Source organism: Chitinophaga sp. MM2321 (assembly GCF_964033635.1).
In the GTDB taxonomy this organism is placed as follows: Bacteria; Bacteroidota; Bacteroidia; order Chitinophagales; family Chitinophagaceae; genus Chitinophaga.
This window is the reverse complement of the sequence record NZ_OZ035533.1, coordinates 6,215,891-6,234,662: the sequence shown is the minus strand read 5'-3', so window position 1 is coordinate 6,234,662 and position 18,772 is coordinate 6,215,891. Positions and strand designations below refer to the sequence as shown.

General features: G+C 45.5%; 13 protein-coding genes. 3 read left to right on the top strand and 10 right to left on the bottom strand.

The annotated features are described in order from the left end of the window. Window positions 1–17: 17 nt before the first annotated feature. The 4 genes from ABQ275_RS24540 to gcvT form a co-directional block, all read right to left on the bottom strand. On the bottom strand, window positions 18–3,752 hold the full coding sequence (locus ABQ275_RS24540; protein ID WP_349315787.1) for a DEAD/DEAH box helicase: 3,735 nt from the start codon (window positions 3,750–3,752) through the stop codon (window positions 18–20). 371 nt (window positions 3,753–4,123) lie between these two features. Then, the gene (locus ABQ275_RS24535; protein ID WP_349315786.1) at window positions 4,124–4,846 is read right to left on the bottom strand and encodes a 2-phosphosulfolactate phosphatase; all 723 of its coding nucleotides are present in this window, start codon (window positions 4,844–4,846) and stop codon (window positions 4,124–4,126) included. 17 nt (window positions 4,847–4,863) lie between these two features. Further along, complete coding sequence (locus tag ABQ275_RS24530; RefSeq protein ID WP_349315785.1) at window positions 4,864–5,337, bottom strand: SRPBCC family protein; 474 nt, start codon at window positions 5,335–5,337, stop codon at window positions 4,864–4,866. Window positions 5,338–5,476: 139 nt separating this feature from the next. Further along, window positions 5,477–6,565, bottom strand: a complete 1,089-nt coding sequence (gene gcvT, locus ABQ275_RS24525; protein WP_349315784.1) for a glycine cleavage system aminomethyltransferase GcvT — start codon at window positions 6,563–6,565, stop codon at window positions 5,477–5,479. Window positions 6,566–6,767: 202 nt separating this feature from the next. Here gcvT and ABQ275_RS24520 point away from each other — a divergent pair, with 202 nt between their 5' ends. The 3 genes from ABQ275_RS24520 (at window position 6,768) to ABQ275_RS24510 (ending at window position 10,135) form a co-directional block, all read left to right on the top strand. Continuing rightward, window positions 6,768–8,051, top strand: a complete 1,284-nt coding sequence (locus ABQ275_RS24520) for a M28 family peptidase (protein WP_349315783.1) — start codon at window positions 6,768–6,770, stop codon at window positions 8,049–8,051. Window positions 8,052–8,301: 250 nt separating this feature from the next. Further along, on the top strand, window positions 8,302–8,709 hold the full coding sequence (locus tag ABQ275_RS24515; protein WP_349315782.1) for a hypothetical protein: 408 nt from the start codon (window positions 8,302–8,304) through the stop codon (window positions 8,707–8,709). 10 nt (window positions 8,710–8,719) lie between these two features. Continuing rightward, the gene (locus tag ABQ275_RS24510; protein WP_349315781.1) at window positions 8,720–10,135 is read left to right on the top strand and encodes a nicotinate phosphoribosyltransferase; all 1,416 of its coding nucleotides are present in this window, start codon (window positions 8,720–8,722) and stop codon (window positions 10,133–10,135) included. 142 nt (window positions 10,136–10,277) lie between these two features. On the opposite strand, the gene ABQ275_RS24505 is transcribed toward ABQ275_RS24510, so the two are convergent. The 6 genes from ABQ275_RS24505 to ABQ275_RS24480 form a co-directional block, all read right to left on the bottom strand. Then, a complete protein-coding gene (locus tag ABQ275_RS24505; RefSeq protein WP_349315780.1) occupies window positions 10,278–13,460 on the bottom strand; it encodes an efflux RND transporter permease subunit in 3,183 nt (1,060 codons plus the stop codon). Window positions 13,461–13,500: 40 nt separating this feature from the next. Continuing rightward, a complete protein-coding gene (locus tag ABQ275_RS24500) occupies window positions 13,501–14,571 on the bottom strand; it encodes an efflux RND transporter periplasmic adaptor subunit (RefSeq protein ID WP_349315779.1) in 1,071 nt (356 codons plus the stop codon). 66 nt (window positions 14,572–14,637) lie between these two features. Next, window positions 14,638–15,996 carry a TolC family protein gene (locus ABQ275_RS24495; protein WP_349315778.1) on the bottom strand — a complete coding sequence of 453 codons (1,359 nt, stop codon included), beginning with the start codon at window positions 15,994–15,996 and terminating at the stop codon, window positions 14,638–14,640. Between the two features lie 10 nt (window positions 15,997–16,006). Continuing rightward, window positions 16,007–16,582: a TetR/AcrR family transcriptional regulator gene (locus tag ABQ275_RS24490; RefSeq protein WP_349315777.1), complete on the bottom strand. Its 576-nt coding sequence runs from the start codon at window positions 16,580–16,582 to the stop codon at window positions 16,007–16,009. Window positions 16,583–16,628: 46 nt separating this feature from the next. Continuing rightward, window positions 16,629–17,234 (bottom strand): TetR/AcrR family transcriptional regulator, encoded by a 606-nt coding sequence (locus ABQ275_RS24485; RefSeq protein WP_349315776.1) that lies wholly within the window; start codon window positions 17,232–17,234, stop codon window positions 16,629–16,631. A gap of 227 nt (window positions 17,235–17,461) precedes the next feature. Then, window positions 17,462–18,721 carry a pyridoxal phosphate-dependent aminotransferase gene (locus tag ABQ275_RS24480; RefSeq protein ID WP_349315775.1) on the bottom strand — a complete coding sequence of 420 codons (1,260 nt, stop codon included), beginning with the start codon at window positions 18,719–18,721 and terminating at the stop codon, window positions 17,462–17,464. Between the last annotated feature and the right edge of the window lie 51 nt (window positions 18,722–18,772).

Here is an 18,772-nt window from a genome sequence, read left to right as displayed (position 1 = left end):
CTTACCCCTCCAATTCACTAACTAAACAGATACAACACGTCTTCCTTCGTCAGTTTCTTTACAAAACCGCTATCATCGGAAATGATTTCTTTCACCAGTGACTTCTTACGTTCCTGCAACTGCAATATTTTTTCTTCCACAGTGTCTTTACAGATCATGCGGTAAGCAAAAATATTTTTCGTTTGCCCGATACGGTGAGTACGGTCAATGGCTTGTTGTTCCACAGCCGGATTCCACCAGGGGTCTACTATGTATACGTAGTCGGCTGCGGTGAGGTTAAGACCTACACCACCGGCTTTCAGTGAAATCAGGAATACGCGGCATTCGTCGTTATTCTGGAAATTCTGAATAGCTTTTTCACGATCCATCGTGGAAGTACTGCCATCAAAATATTCGTAGGAGATCTTCATATGTTGCAACCGCTCGCGGATCAGTCCCAACATACCCAGGAACTGGGAGAATACCAGCACCTTATGGTTGCCGATGTTCTCTGCTATTTCGCGGGTAAGCTCATGCAACTTTACTGAGTGATTCGGATATTGCTCGGTATCATTCAGGATGGCAGGCGAATCACAGATCTGCCGCAGTTTCATGAGACCCTGCAAAATGGTTAGCTGCGAACGTTCCATGCCCTGGTCTTCTATTACGCCCAGGATTTTTGAACGATAAGTATTGCGGTAAGCATCATAAATATGCCGCTGTTCTGCATCCATTTCGCAGAAGATCACAGTTTCTATTTTTTCCGGCAGGTCCTTCGCTACCTGTTCTTTGGTACGGCGAAGAATAAACGGATAGATCAGTTTACGCAGATGTTCTTTTCTTTCCTCATCCTGGAACTTGTCGATAGGAGTAGCAAACTCATTACGGAAAAAGTCCACACTACCCAGCATGCCGGGGTTGAGGAAGTTCATCTGCGCATAAATATCGAATGTATTATTCTGCATTGGCGTACCGCTCAATGCCAGCCTGTTTTTTGTATGAAGCAACTGCGCCGCTTTGGTCACCTTTGATTGCGGGTTCTTGATAGCCTGCGATTCATCAAGGACCACATAGTCAAACTCCAGCTTTATGAGGGTTTGAATATCGCTGCGCAGAGTACCGTAGGTAGTGATGATAACATCAAACTTGCCCAGCTCCTCCGGACTTTTAAGACGGGCAGGCCCGTGATGAATATGATGCCTGATGTCCGGTGTAAATTTCCGGATCTCATTTTCCCAGTTATAGATCAGCGTAGTAGGACAAACCACCAACGCCATGCACTTGCCGCTCTTGTTTTTATAATACTGCAGGAAAGTAAGCGCCTGAATGGTTTTACCCAAACCCATATCATCCGCAAGGATACCGCCCCACTTGATTTCATCCAGGTAGTTGAGCCACTGGAAGCCGCTTTCCTGGTAAGGACGCAGCGTTGCATGCAGGTTAGGAGGTAGCTCAATATTGCGGATCTCATCAAACTGCAACAGCTTTCTACGCTTCTGTTCCAGCTCTATCACCACCGCTTCATCATCTATAAACTCGTACAATTCATCAATAACGCTGAAATTGTATTTGCTGAGTTTTAGTCCTTTATCTTTTTCTTCCCCTACTTTAAATAACAGGGAATATTTGCGCAGCCATTCTTCCGGCAGGAGGCCCAGAGAGCCATCCGCCAGTTGTACATAGTTTTGTTTATTGGCCAGCGCATGCTTGATATCCTTGATACTTACTTTCTGATCCCCATACAACACTTCTATCTGGGCATCAAACCAATCGATACCGGAACTGATCTGAAGATTGGTAACCGGCTTATGGGAACTGAATTTGAAATTGCGCAGATTATCAAACCCGAATACACGCACATTCATTTCTTTCAGCGCATCAAAGAACAGGAAGAACCAGTTGTTCTTCAATGCTTCCTTGGCACGCAGGTAGAAATAATTGTGGTTATCGAGCTGCGCGAAATTGGTGTGTAAGGTGCGCAGTTTATTTACAAAATCATCTTCTGCTGCTTTATTCCGGTGGATGACCAGCACTTTATTACCTTCCTGCACGGTGATCTTGCTCTCATCATTCCATTCTACTTCCTGGCCGCGGTAAGCAAATCCGGGTTGGATAATAAATGTTTCACCCAGTTCTTTCAGGTACACCCTGCATTCCGGTACCACGTCGGCCACTTCTGCCAGTAGTCCTTTATCGAAAGCGATATCATACTGCCTGCTTAATGGCAACAGGTAGTCTTTCAGGTATACCGGCCATTCTTTATTGGCAATAAGCAGCTTGCCGTTTTGTTTGAAAAGCTCTACGTGCAGGGCGTCCTGCGGACTTTCAAACAAATAGATCACATCCTGGTACAGGAAAAGGATGGGGCTTTCCCAGGCGTTTTCTGATACATTAATGAGTTCTCCTTCAATGGAAACAAAACAGTTGACTTCTACGTGGCTGCTGCCGGTAGTGGTTTTGATCACGAGTTTCAACCGTTCTGCACCTATTTGTAAAGCCTGTAAATTCTTTGTTTTAAACTGCTGCCTGTTAGGCAGATAAAATACCAGGCCGTGTTCCGCCAGCTGGGGGAACAGCTTTGCCAGTTTGGGATGCAGGTATTCCAGCATCAGCTCTTTCGTTTCGGTGGGGAGATCTTCCGCATTTTCGTGCGTAATGTTTTCCCAGATACCTGCAAACGGTGAGTTTTTGCTGAGGAATTTGCTGACTTCGTGGCCCTGTAATTTTCGTATAGGCGCTATCAGTTCCCTGTCTTTTTCCTTGTATTGGTAAAAGTCCACGTATTTGGTAAGATCCAGTTTGCTGGCCAGTGATACAAAAGCGGTTTGCTCTTCATTCACTTCACCGCTAACCATATCTATTCTGAAGTATGGATATAAAGGTTCGTTGGCATTAAAGATAGCAGCCAGCCGTTGTGTGATGGTAATCGTTTCTTCCGGCGGCGGGGGCGCTACTACCGGCTGACGACCGGCGGTTATGCCATCTACCCGTTTGATGCTGGGGTCCAGCACCCGCAGGAAGGGCTTCCCGTCCATATAGGAAAAAGCAAACTTCCCGCTCAGGTCATCTGTGAGGGAGTAGCCGTACAACGACAGCAGCTTGTTCTTTTCTTTGTCCCAGTTGCGGAGGGTATCAAAATAAAACGGGCCGTTCTTTTGCAGTAATTGCAGGAACAGGGCTGTTTTATGTACACAGAGCGCGTGTTCTGTTTCATCACAGGTGCAATGTGTATCAAAAAAACGCTCCTCATTACGCTGTATGATCAGCGGATATTCTTTGCCATCGAGCTTCAGCAGGGCTTCCACTTTTTCATCCTTTGCCAGCTTTATTTTGGCCGGATGTTGTTTGGCAATGGTTTCTGCATCAGATAAAATAATACCCGAGGTGAGTAGCTTGATAGACTTAATATCAATAGACTTCATTTTAATCAGCGTGTGCTGCTGATCAAAATGTGTTTCGTAGCTCTCAAAATGGTTTTTATCCAGCATTTCCTGTAGCTGGAATAGCGCAGCAGCTTCATGCCGGCAGATATCACCCAGGTTATAGGGACACTGACAGCGGATAGACATACCGCTTGTTTCTCCGTATTTGCTGATAGAAACACGGTAGTAATTGGCATGCGTGTCGCTCTTTACGCGGAAAGTAGCCGATTTAAGTACCGGGTCAGCCTCTATGAGTTCAACCCCCCCGGTAGAAAAAATACGCTTCCCCCTGCGGATCACTTCATCAGTGCCGTTGTTGTAAACATATTTAAGCAAGTGGGGTAGCGACATACTTACATTCTTGCCTGCTTTTATTATCAGTGCTACGGGGTAAATAAATATATCGAAAATCTTTAGCCGCTGATAAAAAGGCAATCCACAAAAGTACGCAGAAAATCTCTAATAAAAAGCATTAAACTGGTGGGGAATCAGGAAACCCTTGTGATGGCAGATAACCTGTTACCTTCAGCCAGCCAGCACCTAAGCCAATATGGAGATGTAACCTTGAAATATTTTTATAATACTTAAAACGCAGGTCAATTTTACGGTTGTTTATCAATATTTTACAATTGCATCAATTGTAAAACCAGGAAATCGTCCGCTCAACTGATACGTATAGGCGTAAGCGTACGAAATATCGAAATAATCAAATCATTAAATCCCTAAATACTGATCAGTTCCCCGTTTTTAAACAGCGGCAACACATTGGCAATATCCGGTGTCAAACAGTATTCAATATCCTTTTCCAGGCCGTAATTCGCGAGGCGCTGGTAGTGGGAAGCCTGCTTCATGAAAGTGAGCACATCTCCTTTGGCAGATTGGTAAAGTGTTTCGGCAACAACAGCCGAGTCGCAGTTTACATCAAAATGTTGTTTGATCCGGCTCACCACGGCGCCGGCGAAGAGGGTATCTTCCATATTTATACGGTCTTTCCAGGCGGCGCAGCCCAGGACTACGGGCAGGTTTTGTGCTACCAGGTAATCGCATACTGCACTGATGTTGGGAAAGGAACCTGTAATGATCTGTACCGCATCCTTTGCCATATGCAGCAATTTGGTACCATTGGTGGTGGTTAATACCAATGTTTTATCTTCTATAAACGAACGCGGATATTCAAAAGGTGAATTGCCATGTACCAGGCCTTCCGCCACTTTGCCATCCCGCTCACCGGCCGTAATACCGCCAACAGCGCGGCCAATATTCACGCATTCTTCTACAGTGGCCACCGGAATTACTTTGGCAGCACCATTATACAGGGCAGTACAGATAGTAGAAGTAGCGCGCAATACGTCGATTATAACAACGATACTATTCTTTACATCAAATAAATGTAATAACGCCGGGGATAAACACACTTCCAGGCTGGGTTTATTGCTTTCTGTCATTCAGTTATTTTTATGCATTAATCAAGGATTACCCGCCACTTTTCACTTTCTGCATAATCCTTAATGGTTTCATTGCGGAGCTGTAGCAGTCTGATCATATATTTACGCAGGTATACCCGCTCTAATAATCTTCCTACCCAGCCATATGGTGTACCAAAATCCATCATGTCTATCATTACCGTGCCGTTCCCGATCTCTTTAAAATGGTGTTCATGCTTCATGTAAGAAAAATCGCCTTCGGTCATCTCATCACTGAAAAATGCAGCTACCTGCATAGCCGTAATTTTTGTTGTCAGCTCCCGCATTTTCCCCAGGTGCTTTGCACGCCAGGTGACGGTTTCATTATATGATATGAGCCCGTTGGTACGGCCCCTGATCGCATCTTCCTGCAAATGCGCCATACTGCGCTTGTGCAGGGTAATACTCCTGCTGAGGTCAAAAACCCTGGCCAGCGGAGCATGGATAACGGTGGTTAAATGAATAATAGGCATAGATAGATATGGTAATAAATATAACGATCCCGTTAATGTTTCCCGTAAAGAAGCGGGGACGTAACGCTTTACTTCTTTACGGGAAGACGAGAAATGTTAACGAAATTAACAACTTTCACCGGCTATTTATACATTTTTCCTAGCTCAGGAATGGTACTTTCACCACTTTTGCTTTCAGCAACCGGTCTCTTATAGCGATGAATATTTCGGAATCCTGCGCAGCAAACGGCATTTTCACATAGCCCAGACCGATAGCCTTTTGCATCGTAGGAGACTGTGTACCAGAGGTAACGCGGCCTATTGCATTGCCGGCTGCATCCTTGATTTCGTAGTCGTGGCGCGCAATACCTTTGTCTATCATTTCAAAACCAACCAGCTTCTGTGTTACGCCGGCTGCTTTCTGTTTTTCAAAAATTTCGCGGGAAGGGAAGTCCTTCGTGAATTTGGTGATCCAGCCTAAACCCGCTTCCATCGGGGAAGTATGGTCGTCAATATCATTGCCGTACAGGCAGAAGCCCATTTCAAGACGGAGGGTATCGCGTGCGCCCAAGCCAATAGGCTTTAGTCCTTTAGGGCCACCGGCAGCGAAAATAGCATCCCAGATCTTGTCTGCGGCACCATTGGCATCTTCAAAATAAATCTCAATACCCCCTGAACCGGTATAGCCGGTAGCACTGATCAGTACATTGGATACACCCGCAAATGTGCCTTTTGTGAACGTGTAGTACTTCATATTCACCAGGTTCACTTCTGTCAATGGCTGCAGCAGGCTGGCCGCGTTAGGCCCCTGAATAGCCAGCAAACAGGTTTTGTCGGAAATGTTATGCATTTCCACCCCTTTGGTGTTGAACTGGCTGATCCAGTTCCAGTCTTTTTCAATATTGCTGGCATTTACAACCAGCATATATACCTTGTTTTCTTCTATGCAATATACCAGGAGGTCATCCACCAGACCGCCTTCGTTGTTGGGCAACGCACTGTATTGTGCTTTACCGGCTGTAAGTTTGGAAGCATCATTGGTGGTAACGCGCTGGATCAGGTCCAGGGCATTTTCACCCTTCAGCATAAACTCACCCATGTGGCTCACATCAAACACGCCGGCATTGGTACGCACCGCCTGGTGCTCATCGTTAATACCAGTATAGGAAATCGGCATGTTGTAACCCGCAAAAGGAGCCATCTTTGCTCCCAGTGCAATGTGTTTTTCTGTAAAAGGTGTGTTTTTCATACTTCATTTTTAAAACCGGGCAAAAATAGCGAATTGGGGATTATGAATCATGCTTCGCAGTCGGCGAATGACGCTTTTCAGACCAAGTTATCATATTATACATACCTGATATGCAATGATATCAGCAAAAGATCTTCCCAAAATACACCATTCACCTGTTGTAATTCGTAATTTTGCAGCAGGACCCAAAAAAACTGATTGCGTGAAAAAGATAACCTGGCTGTTGCCATTGGTACTGACTACCATGTTCGCGAATGCACAGAAAAAAAATGACCGGAAAACCCTGACAAACCTGCAACAGCACATCAACTATCTGAACAACGATAAGCTGGAAGGCTGCAGAACGGGTACACCCGGCGAACAACTGGCTGCTGCTTACATCTCTTCACAGCTACGGCAGATGGATATTACGCCGAAAGGCGCCGATGGCTTTTTGCAGACATTCACCATCAGCGAACGCCGGGAACCCACGGGAACCTGCGCTATGTCTGTTAACAAAGACCCGCTACATGTAGGAACCCAGTTCATCCCGCTGCCCTTCAGCGCCGGCAAAAGCGCCAAAGGGGAAGCCCTCCCCAACGTAAATGAGCCGGATAACATCTGGCTGATCAACGTGAGCGAGCTGGATACCGGCCACTTTAAAAGCAGACTGGCACTGTATCAGCAGCAAACACAAATAGCTGCCCAATCAGGCGCTACCGCTGTTGTTTTTTATAATGGAAAAGAAACTCCTGAAGAAGTAAACGGATGGCTGGCCCAAAACCCACCACTGTCTACTATCCCGGCGGTATGGGTCAATGCTGATATCAGCAAAAAGATAAACGCCGATGACGCCAGCGCATTTCAGATTGAATTACAGGTTTCTTTAGAAAAAGTAAAACATACCGGCACCAACGTAATCGGTTATATCGATAATAAGGCGCCCAAAACGGTGGTAATAGGAGCACATTACGATCACGGGGACTACGATAACGCCAGTGGCACCGCGGCACTCCTGGAAATAGCCCGGCTTCTGAAAACATCCAGGTTCCAACACCATAACTATCTCATCATTGCCTTCTCCGGAAATGAACAGGGATTGTCAGGATCAAAATATTTTACTACCCACAGCAATGTTGAACTGAGTCAGATCAACTATATGATCAATATGGACATGATCGGTCAACTGGACCCTGCAAAAGGGCTGCAAATAAGTGGTACCGGCTCTTCTCCCGGATGGCCCGCCATCATTAGTGGTGCAGCCGCCAGGGAAACAAAGCTGGTATATGATTCCAGCGGAATAGGCTCCTCTGATCATACTTCCTTCTATAATAAAAATATTCCGGTCCTCAGTTTCTTCACAGGCCACCACAGCGGTAATACCGGCAACATCAATTACAATGGCGCCCTCAGCGTGGTAAAACTCGTGTACGATATTATAGGTAAAACAAACAGCATGGAAAAGCTGGTGTTTAGCAGTACCCCCCAGGCTACCGCTAAGAAATAATTACATAATCTCCGGATTCAAATAGTGGATTTGACAAGATTTAAACGAATTTTATACATTCGCAGATGGCAATGCGTATCATGTAATCATCCGCGATACGTAATGTGTAATTATTATAACTTATCCCTTTAAATGGACGAAAAGCTGGCACCCGTATACTGGTATTTTCAATTGCTGGAAAATTTCTCAGCAAATCCCGTTGAATTTGCCACGTAATTACGCTTGCTATGAACATTAAAACATTGAAATTATGAAGAAAATATTATCGCTGTTACTCGTCGGCTCTTTCCTGTTTGCGTGTAACCCTTCCCGTAATGATCACCAGATAGATAAATCTGCCTATGAGGTGATCTCTGAAAAATGTTACGTTTACCGTGAATTTAAACCGGCTCCCGGTCCACTCGTGGATTCTGTACTGCAACTACGGAAACAGATCACGGATTACCTGGACCAGCAAGGGTTTAAAGCGCATATGGCAGGTAAAGACAGCCTGCTGTTTCAACGTGCCAATACCCAGGAAGTAATGATTGAGTTGCCGCAACCACAGGATGCCTGGGAAGCCAACGTTGTCATCGTTTTCGATCCGCAGAAAAATCCTTTGTTTGTAAATTTGCACAAAGGCACCAGCCAGATAGACCACTACATCCAACTAAAATAATCCAGCTGATATGATAAAGGAAAATCTCATACTCCTGGCAGATGCTTACAAATATTCTCACCACAAATTATATATTCCCGGTACACAACTTATTTACTCCTACCTGGAAAGCCGCGGCGGTAAATTTGATGAAACCGTTTTCTATGGCCTCCAGTATTTTCTGAAAGAATACCTCGAAGGGGTCGTCTTCACCAACGAAAAGCTGGACGAAGCGGAAACCACGCTGCTGGAGGTTTTCGGCCGCAAAGATATATTTGAACGCAGCCGCTTTGAATATATCATTAACAAACACGGTGGTAAATTACCCATCCGCATCAAAGCAGTGGCAGAGGGCACGGTAGTGCCTGTACGAAATGTGCTGATGACCATTGAAAACACCGATCCCGAATGTTTCTGGCTGACCAACTTCCTGGAAACATTACTGATGCAGGTATGGTACCCCTGCACTGTTGCTTCGCTCTCCCGCGAAATTAAAAAGATCATAAAGCATTACTATAAAGCAACAGCCAGTGAAGCCGCTTTTGCAGGAATAGATTTTGTACTCAATGACTTCGGCTTCCGCGGCGCCAGCTCCGTAGAAAGTGCCGGCATAGGTGGAAGCGCCCACCTGGTCAACTTCTCCGGCAGCGATACCATCCCCGGTTCTGTTTTTGCCAAACGCTATTACCACGCCCCTACGGCGCCGGGCCTCTCCATCCCCGCCACAGAACACTCTGTCTGTACTCTTCTGGGCGAAGAAGGGGAACTGGAAATATTCAAACACATCCTCGATACTTACCCTACCGGCACCATCGCCTGTGTATCTGACTCCTACAATATTTTCCGCGCCTGCGAACAATACTGGGGCACTGAACTGAAAGAACAGATCCTCAGCAGAGACGGCACCCTCGTGATCCGCCCCGACAGCGGCGATCCGGTAAAAACACTGCTGACAATATTCGATATACTAATGAATAAGTTCGGCTATACTGTCAATGAAAAAGGATTCAAAGTACTACCGCCACAGGTACGCGTAATACAAGGCGATGGTATCAGCTACTCTTCCATTCCCGGCATCTTTGCCGCTTTACAGGAAGCTGGTATCAGTGCCGAAAACCTGGTTCTCGGCATGGGCGGCGCCTTGCTGCAACGGGTAAACCGCGACACACAGGAATTTGCCTTGAAATGCGCTTACGCAGAAGTAAATGGCAAAGGTATCAACGTACAAAAAATGCCCGTAGAAATGGATGCGAACGGACAACTGCGGACATCTTTCAAAAAATCAAAAGCCGGCAAACTAAAGCTGGTAAATGATAACGGTATCTTCAAAACATTCACTCAAACAGAAGCGCCTCATCTCGAAGATGTACTCCACACCGTATTCGAAAATGGCAGGGTAACAAAAAGTTACACCTTTGAAGAAGTGCGTAAAACAGCTGCCTTGTAAGTCAACTGCAAAGGGGAGGAGAGGAAAAACGTATATAGTACACCGTTAGTATCACTGAAAATAAAAAGGCCGGAATATGAATATTCCGGCCATTACCTAACCTACAACTGTTACATTGTTCGTAACAACTCTTTATAATAACTTAATTATTATGTATCTCATGTAAAGGAATTGCTTTGTAAGGCGCCTTCATACGCTGTCTGATATAGCGTTTGGAGGATAGTTTACCTATACCGAATTTCGCCATCCCCTTATCTACCACCATATACACTACCGGCACTACAATCAGGGTCAGGAACATAGAGCTCATCAACCCACCGATAATAACCCAGGCCAGCCCGTTTTTAGTGGAAGCAACGCCACCCGTAGCCAGTGCAATGGGCAACATACCGATCACCATCGCAATCGTAGTCATGAGGATAGGCCGCAAACGCGCATTATTGGCATGTATCAGCGCCTGATAAGTTGTTTGCCCCTCTTCCTTCATCTGGTTGGTAAAATCCACCAGGATGATCGCATTCTTCGCCACAAGCCCGATCAACATGATCATACCCAGGATGGTAAAGATGTTCAGTGTATTATTAGTCAGCGCCAGGGCCAGCAAGGCACCGATAATTGCCAGCGGAATAGAGAACAATACCACAAAAGGATGGATATAGTTGTCGTACAACGCTACCATGATCAGGTACACCAGTACAATAGAGATCAGCAACGCCGTGCCCAATGTACCAAAGGAATCACCCTGGTTCTCCGCGTCCCCGCCAAACAGGTAGTTGATCCCGGCAGGTTTTTCCATCTGCGTCAGCTTTGCAGCAAATTCCTGTGTTACCGTACCGGATGGGCGTCCTATTACCTGCGCCTGCACAGATACAGAAGTATTTTTATCCCTTCTCTCCAGGTGGCTCGGCCCTGAACCTTCCGATATATTGGCAAACTGGGATAACTTAATCAGCTGTCCCTTGTCATTAACAAACTGGATATTGGATACATCCTGTAAATTCTTTCTATTGAATTCATCAAAACGGATGTTGATATCATACTCATAATCTCCCTGGCGGAACTTCACTTTGGAGTCGTCTGCCGTACCGCTGAAAGCAGTTTGCATGGTACCGCCCACCGCATCCAGGGTAAGTCCTAAAGCAGACATCTTATCACGATCCACCTGCACATTGATTTCGGGGTTACCATCTTCCACCGATAATTTTACCTCACTGGCGCCACTGATCGTTTTCAGGGTGTCCATCGCCTTCTTTGCATAAGCCATCACACTGTCCAGTTCAGTACCCATCACGATCAATTCTACCGGCGCTCTCTCCGCAGTACCCAGGATACTCACATTAGTGGTTTTCACTTTCACACCCGGCAGTATGCTCTTCAGTTCTTTCTTAATCTTTGCGCCATATATATCGGAACCATCCAGCCGCTGTTCAGGACTCACCAACATTACGGTGATCTCTGATTTATAAGCGGTAGACTGTGCATTACCAAAACCATCTTCACTGGTTTGTCCTACAGTAGTGATCAAACGTGTAATCTCCGCCTTCTTGCTAAGATATTGTTCTGCTGTACGGGTAGCCTGGTTCGTTTGTTGTACGGACGCATCTTTCGGCATTTCCAGCATGATGATAAACTGTCCGCGGTCGCCTTTGGGAATAAACTCCCCACCAATGTACCCTTTGCCTACCAGCATAAAAGAGAGAAACAACAAGCCCACGGCCGCGATCAGCGTAACAGCTTTATGTGCCAGCGCCCATTTCAGGACACCTGTCATCCAGTGGGTAAAGTGCTGTAATTGCTTTTCAAACCAAAGGATAAACTTTTCAAATACGTTCTTACCTGTTATATGTTCCAGCTTACCAAAGCGGGATGATAACAGCGGTACGATCATAAAGGAAGATAATAAACTGAGCATCGTGGAAATCATTACTACCACGCAGAACTCACGGAGGATCTTTGATACCAGTTCGTTTGTTAAAGAGATAGGTAAGAACACCACCACAATTACCAGGGTAATGGAGGTAACGGTAAACCCTACTTCCTTTACACCGTCAAACGCTGCACGGACACGGTTTTTACCCATTTCCATGTGCCGGTAAATATTTTCCAGCACCACGATGGCATCATCCACCAGGATACCTACCACCAGCGATAAACCTAACAGTGACATGAGGTTGAGCGAAAAGCCCATCAGTTTCATGCCAATGAAAGTTGCTATCAGGGAGGCCGGAATAGCGATCATTACAAACAATGCACTACGGATACTGTGCAGGAACAACAGCATTACAATGGCCACCAGGGCTACCGCCAGGATAAGGTCATGTATTACTGAGTCAGCCGATTCCAGGGTAAAATCCGAGGAGTCATTTGCCACTAATATTTTTAAGTTATTGGGGGCATAATCTTTTTCTATGCTGGCAATTGCCTTCTTCATGCCTTCACTCACCGTTACCGCATTGGCATCGGTTTGTTTCTGCACCTGTAATGCAATGGCATTTACGCCATCTACACGGGCAATACGCTCTGCATCTTTCTGTGCATCCTGCACATCAGCTACATCCTGCAAACGCACCTGGGTGCCGTCTGCTGTGGTTTTTAACACCAGGTTACGCAGCTGATCCACATCTTTATACTTACCCGCCAAACGGATCAGGATCTGCTCATCAGCAGTTTTCACCTTACCGGTAGGGAAGTCGAGATTCGCATTCGTAATCATCTGCCGCAGTTGCAGAATGGATAATCCAAACGCCTGTAACCTTTTAGGGTCCACGTTTACCTGGATCTCACGTTCCTGTCCACCAATCAGCGATACCTGGGCAACGCCCGGCAGACGTGATAAAAGTGGCTGCAACTTTTTATCTACCAGGTCATAAAACTGTTTGTCATCCATATCAGCGGTGGCAGACAATGTCATGATCGGTAAATCATCAATAGAGAATTTATTGAGAGAAGGCGGTTTGGCATCTCCCGGCAAATCGGCCAGGATAGCGTTTACCTTACGTTGTGCATCCTGCAGGGCAATATCCACATCGGCATCGTTATTCAACTCTACCGTAATAACGGAAAGGCTTTCAGAAGACTTCGAAATAATCTTCTTGATCTTTTCCATGGATGCTACCGCATCTTCGATCTTTTTTGTGATCGTACTTTCCACCTCATTCGGCGAAGCACCCGGGTATACCGTAGCAATCGTTACGATGGGTGAGCTGAACTTCGGCAGTAGCTCGTAGTTCAGTGATTTATAGCTCATAACCCCCAGCAGGGTGAGGATGGTAAACACCACCACCACTATGGTAGGCCGCTTTATTGATATTTCAGTAATCTTCATGTTGCAAAAATTTGTTCAGACACCAGATACAATTCCACACTTATTTTTTGGCGCTCTGCACCACTACGGTAGCCCCTTCCGACAGGTTAATCTGTCCGCTTGTGATTACGGTATCACCTTCGTTCAGCCCTTCCCGTATTTCCACCTGGTCGCCTATAATACGGCCGGCTACTACCTTCCGTATCTTTGCCACGTTACCTTCCATCACATACACCTCATTGCTGTTTACACCACCTACAAAGGCGGTGCGCGCAACGAAGATGGTTTGTGCACTTTCAGGTGATTCAAAATGTGCGGTGCCGTACATACCGGCTTTCAGCGGTTTGCCCGCCACATTGCTTACTTCCATTTCTACGGGATAGTTCAATGAGTTGTCGCCTTTTGCAGCGATGAAAGTGATCGTACCATCATAGCTTGTTTCAGGAAATACAGTGGAAGTAACTTTTACGCGTTGTCCTTTCTTCAGTTCTACCACCTGGCCTTCCGGTACCGCTACTGCCAGTTTCAGCCTGGATACATCCACGATGTCAAACATTTTATTGCCTATAGAGAGATAAGCACCCTGTTCTATATATTTTTTATTGATAACACCGGAAATAGGCGCTTTCACATAAGTGTCGCTTACACGGCGACCAGCAGCCTCATAACGGGTTTTAGCAATATCATACTGAAGCCTGGCATCATCCATTTGCTTCTGTGTAACGCCTCCTGTCTGGAAAGCACTTTCATATCTTTCCTTGTCTACTTTCAACTGTGCCAGGTTAGCTTTTGCAGATTCCAGGTCTGTATTTACGATCTGGCCATCTATGTAGGCGATTGCCTGTCCCTGCGTTACTACGCTGCCTTCATCTACCAGTAGCCTGGTAATACGGCCGGCAGCTTCCGCCATATAGGACAGTTCGCGGATAGGAGCAAAGTTGCCATTGGCCAGAAATCCCTGTGAAAAATCATTCCGGGATACTTTCTGTATCAGTACCGGTATAGCACCTGTATTACTTTCTTTTACAAATGCTGTTTTAGCTTCGTTAGCTTTTTTATTTGCGTTAAGCTTCCACATGATCAGTACCACTGCACCTATTGTTACCACGCCCCAGATTATAAACTTTTTCATCTGCAAATAGTTTGTTTGTTTTTGTCTGCGTAAACCGCAGGCGGTCGTTATATTTCGTTTATACGTTTAGTTTAGCAGTTCTTTCAAACTGCCTTTGCTTTTTATAATTTCCAGTTCTGCCAGTTTATACTGCAACAATGCTTCGTTGTAGCTATTCTGTGCGTCTGCGAGGGAAGTTTCGGAATTCAGCAGATCCGTTAAGCTGGCCAGGCCGAGTTTGTAGTTATTCTGTGTAGAATAATACACTTCGTTGGCCAGATCTACGTTTTCTTTCTGTGTGGTAATAGTGGAGAGATTACTTCTCACCTGTAACTTGGCATTTTCGTATTCGGTATTAAGTGTGAGTGTTGTTTCTTCCAGTTGCTTGTTGAGCTGGCGCAGGGATACATTTGCCTGACTCATTTTAGCACGGCGGCCAAAGCCATCAAAAATGGGGATCTTCATGGAGAGCCCTACTGCAGCGGCCCCAAACCAGTTGGTAGCATTGGAAGGGTCTTTTGCAAAAGCAAAATGCTGACTCATTCCATTATAGTTATACCGGCCAAACAGGGAAATCGTCGGGTAATACTCCGCCTGGTAAGCCTGCTTTTGCAGTAATTGCAGCTCTTCCTGCTTCTTCAGCAATTTGAATTCTGTTCTCTCGCCCAGGTTCATATCATCATACTGCAAAACGCCTGCGGCTTTCTTTTCTATCTCCGTTAATGAAGCGGGAGGCAAAGAAAAGTTTGCTTCCAAAGGCATACCCATGACGCGTTTCAGGTTGTTCGTCTGCATATGAGACTGATTCTGCAACTGGGTACGCTGGGTAACGTAATTGGTAAGATTTACCCGGATACGGTCCAGGTCTATTTTCTTAGCCAACCCGTTATCATATTGTGATTTGGTAGCGGCTACCAGTTGCGTCAGCTTTTCGATATTGCTGTTGATGGTGATTATTTTTTCCTGTGTTACCAGCAGTTGATAATATAGCTGGGATACATTGTAGATCACATTTTCAGCGGATTGCTGTGATTGCAGGGAATAATATTCTTCGCCTGATTTAGCAGCTTTCAGCCCGGTAAAAACGGCCTTGTTAAAAACCTGTTGACTTAATTCAGCGCCTACAGACGTGCTGTATTGAACACCAAAGGCTACCAGTACAGAACTATCAGCAGATTTTCCCAGCATTTCACCAGGTATCAATGATTTCTGGAGCATGAGGTTATCGGTATAGTTGGCACTACCATTGATCTGCGGTAATGCCTGGGAGCGGACTTCCTGGGTTTTGAACTTACCCATTTCCTCTTCCATTCTTGTTCTGGCGAGTTGCTGGTTATTACCCAATGCGAACTTCAGGGCTTCCTGCAACGTCAGTTGCGTTTGTGCATAGCCGTTATATACCCCTATCCCCATCAGGAGAATAAGCGTTAACTTTAATCGCTTCATACGTTTCTGATTATTCTTCTTCTTTGATTTGCAAATACTGGTTTACCAGCTTGTGTCCTTTAATAGTGGCAATACCCAGTATAAAATGTGCGGTTACCTGTTCCATTACTTCGTGCATTTCAAAATGATCTGCCGGGTACTGGATCGGGTCAAAAGCAGCTTCCAGTTGCAACTGTCGCATGCGTGCTACAATATTTATATTCAGGTTCTGACGGTATAGGCCTTCCGTCATTCCCCGCTTTAAATTTTCTTTGATGCCATACAGAATACAGTCTCCTTTAAATTTTTCGATATTCAGCCAGGTATCCGGATGATATTTCTGGATTTCAAAAAGCATCACTGGGTTCAACTTTTTAGCAAGACGGGTCACATACTTCATATTACGCACCAGTTCATCTATGGCATTTTCAGCGTGTTGGTGGCATTCCTGGAAAAAAGCAATATGATTGTTCAGCAATTGCTGCATCCCTTCATCAATCAGCGATTGTTTATCCGCAAAATGCTCGTACACCGTTTTTTTAGAAACCCCGCAATCACGGGCTATATCAAACATGGTCACCCCTTTCACACCGTATATTCTGAACATACGCAACGCCGTTTCCAATATTCTATCTCTCGGTACCATGTTTTATTTACGCCTTAATTCCTTTAATAAATATTTCCAGCAGCTGTTTCTGTTTTTCAATCACTTTGGCAAACAATTCATCATCCAGTTCCATATCCTGCCGTACGTGATCCGGCACCGAAAAGCGCAGGCCCATCATACATTGTACAAGCAATTCTGCCGTTTGATCAATATGTTTTACCTTAAACTCTCCCGCGGCCACACCGGCTTTGATGATGGCTGCATGAAGCGCCACTTCTCTCTTTTTCGCTTTGATCATCTCTTCCTGCAAAAGATCGGAACCATTCCGCATCAGCTTAAATATTTCCAGGCGGCAGAATTTTTTCACAAACACTTCCCTGATCTCAATGATCCTTTGCAGAGCTTTTGAAGCCGATTTTACATGCCGGCTTTCTTTCTCCATCTCCTGGAAATACGCTTCCCCGATCTTTTCCAGTGCAGCCAGGTGCATGGCATTCTTATCCGGGAAGTAATAATATAAAGAAGCCTTTGAACAATGCAGGTCATCGGCAATCTCATTCATGGTGGTTTTTGCAGCGCCATAGTGAGTAAAACGCTTCAGAGCCGCCTCCAGGATCTTCTCCCTCATCTCGTCTTTATTCTCTGTTTGCATTAACTTTTTGACTTTTTTAGTTTCAAGGTCAAAATTAGGAACATTTTTTGAATTAGTAATCAAAGTTGACCATTTAACAGGTATTTAACAGTTAAGCAGGGTTATTTGATTAAAAAGATGAGAAGATTTTATGCGATACATACAGCGGGGGCTACCACAACACTATATAAACACAATAGCCCCGGAAGAACATCTTCCGGGGCTATCTTATAAAAATATCAGCATCTTTATTTCAGTTGCTCCAGTGCCGCCTGCAACTTTTCAAACATAGCAGGAATTTCTTCTTTTACGCAGGTACCTACGCTGAGGCGGTACCAGGGAGCGTTTTTAGCTGCCCCAAATGCATAGAAAGGTACCAATGCCAGTTTTGCTTCGTTCAGGATATAGGAGGTAACCGCCGCCTGATCCTGTAGCACCGTGCCATCAGCAGTCTTTTTACCTGTGAGGTCAAGCTTTACGGTGAGATAGATGGCCGCCTGCGGTGCGATTGCATCTACAGCATGACCAGCTTTTTTCAGGCTGTCAAAGCCCTGGTATATTTTCACCAGTCTTTCTTCAATCTCGCTTTTAAAGTGCTGCAGGTACCTGTCCACATTTTCTTTCTGTACCAGGTAGCGGGCAGCGGCTTTCTGTTCGGCCATCGGGCTCCAGGCGCCTACGTGGGAAAGGATTGCTTTCATTTTAGCGATTACATGTGCAGGTCCCAGTGCCCAACCAACTCTTACGCCGGTAGCAGCAAACGCTTTACTCATGCCATCAATGAAAATGGTATATTCTTTCAGTTCAGGACGCAAGGTAACCGGGTTGTAGTGCTCCGTTTTACCAAAGGTCAGTACCCAGTACATCTGATCAAACAGCAGGTATAGTGGTTTCTCGTTAGCATCCCTGCTTTTGTTTTCAGCAATTACCAGGTCACAGATCTCTTCCAGCTGTTGCTTGTGGAAAGCCGTGCCGGTAGGGTTTTGTGGAGAACACAGTGCCAACAGCGTAGCGCCTTTCAGCAATGGTTTCAGTTCTGCTGCTGTAGGCATGAAATCATTTTCAGGCGTTGTTTCCAGCACCACATGTTCTGCTTCCAGGAAGTGTGTGTAGTGATTGTTATTCCATGATGGTGTTGCGTAAACAATTTTCTCACCACGGTCTGCAATGGTTCTGAAAGTGGCGTAAATGATGGGACGGCCACCGCAGGAAATTACAATTTCCTTAGCTGGGTCGTAGTGCAGGCCCTCACGTGTGGCAATGAAATCACTTACTGCTGCTCTCAGCTCTGCAATACCATCGGCAGGGGGGTAGTTCGTCAGGTGTTCTTTATAAGCAGTAATGATTTCCTGTTCAAATTCAACCGGGATAGGGAATACTTTCGGATCAAAATCGCCGATCGTGAAGTTATAGATCTTTTCTCCCCTGGCCTGCTTCTCCTTTATTTCAGCTGCCAACTTAATAATTTCGGACCCTATCAGTGTTTCGGCTAAATGAGACAGTTTCATAACCTGCTAATTTTGTGGTTTACAATATTTTTTCAGCGCGGCAAAAGTAAC

Excerpts from the sequence above, each read along its gene's own strand:
- ABQ275_RS24540 (WP_349315787.1), bottom strand. The coding sequence starts at position 3,752 with ATGTCGCTACCCCACTTGCTTAAATATGTTTACAACAACGGCACTGAT.
- ABQ275_RS24535 (WP_349315786.1), bottom strand. The coding sequence starts at position 4,846 with ATGACAGAAAGCAATAAACCCAGCCTGGAAGTGTGTTTATCCCCGGCG.
- ABQ275_RS24530 (WP_349315785.1), bottom strand. The coding sequence starts at position 5,337 with ATGCCTATTATTCATTTAACCACCGTTATCCATGCTCCGCTGGCCAGG.
- gcvT (WP_349315784.1), bottom strand. The coding sequence starts at position 6,565 with ATGAAAAACACACCTTTTACAGAAAAACACATTGCACTGGGAGCAAAG.
- ABQ275_RS24515 (WP_349315782.1), top strand. The coding sequence starts at position 8,302 with ATGAAGAAAATATTATCGCTGTTACTCGTCGGCTCTTTCCTGTTTGCG.
- ABQ275_RS24510 (WP_349315781.1), top strand. The coding sequence starts at position 8,720 with ATGATAAAGGAAAATCTCATACTCCTGGCAGATGCTTACAAATATTCT.
- ABQ275_RS24505 (WP_349315780.1), bottom strand. The coding sequence starts at position 13,460 with ATGAAGATTACTGAAATATCAATAAAGCGGCCTACCATAGTGGTGGTG.
- ABQ275_RS24500 (WP_349315779.1), bottom strand. The coding sequence starts at position 14,571 with ATGAAAAAGTTTATAATCTGGGGCGTGGTAACAATAGGTGCAGTGGTA.
- ABQ275_RS24495 (WP_349315778.1), bottom strand. The coding sequence starts at position 15,996 with ATGAAGCGATTAAAGTTAACGCTTATTCTCCTGATGGGGATAGGGGTA.
- ABQ275_RS24490 (WP_349315777.1), bottom strand. The coding sequence starts at position 16,582 with ATGTTCAGAATATACGGTGTGAAAGGGGTGACCATGTTTGATATAGCC.
- ABQ275_RS24485 (WP_349315776.1), bottom strand. The coding sequence starts at position 17,234 with ATGCAAACAGAGAATAAAGACGAGATGAGGGAGAAGATCCTGGAGGCG.
- ABQ275_RS24480 (WP_349315775.1), bottom strand. The coding sequence starts at position 18,721 with ATGAAACTGTCTCATTTAGCCGAAACACTGATAGGGTCCGAAATTATT.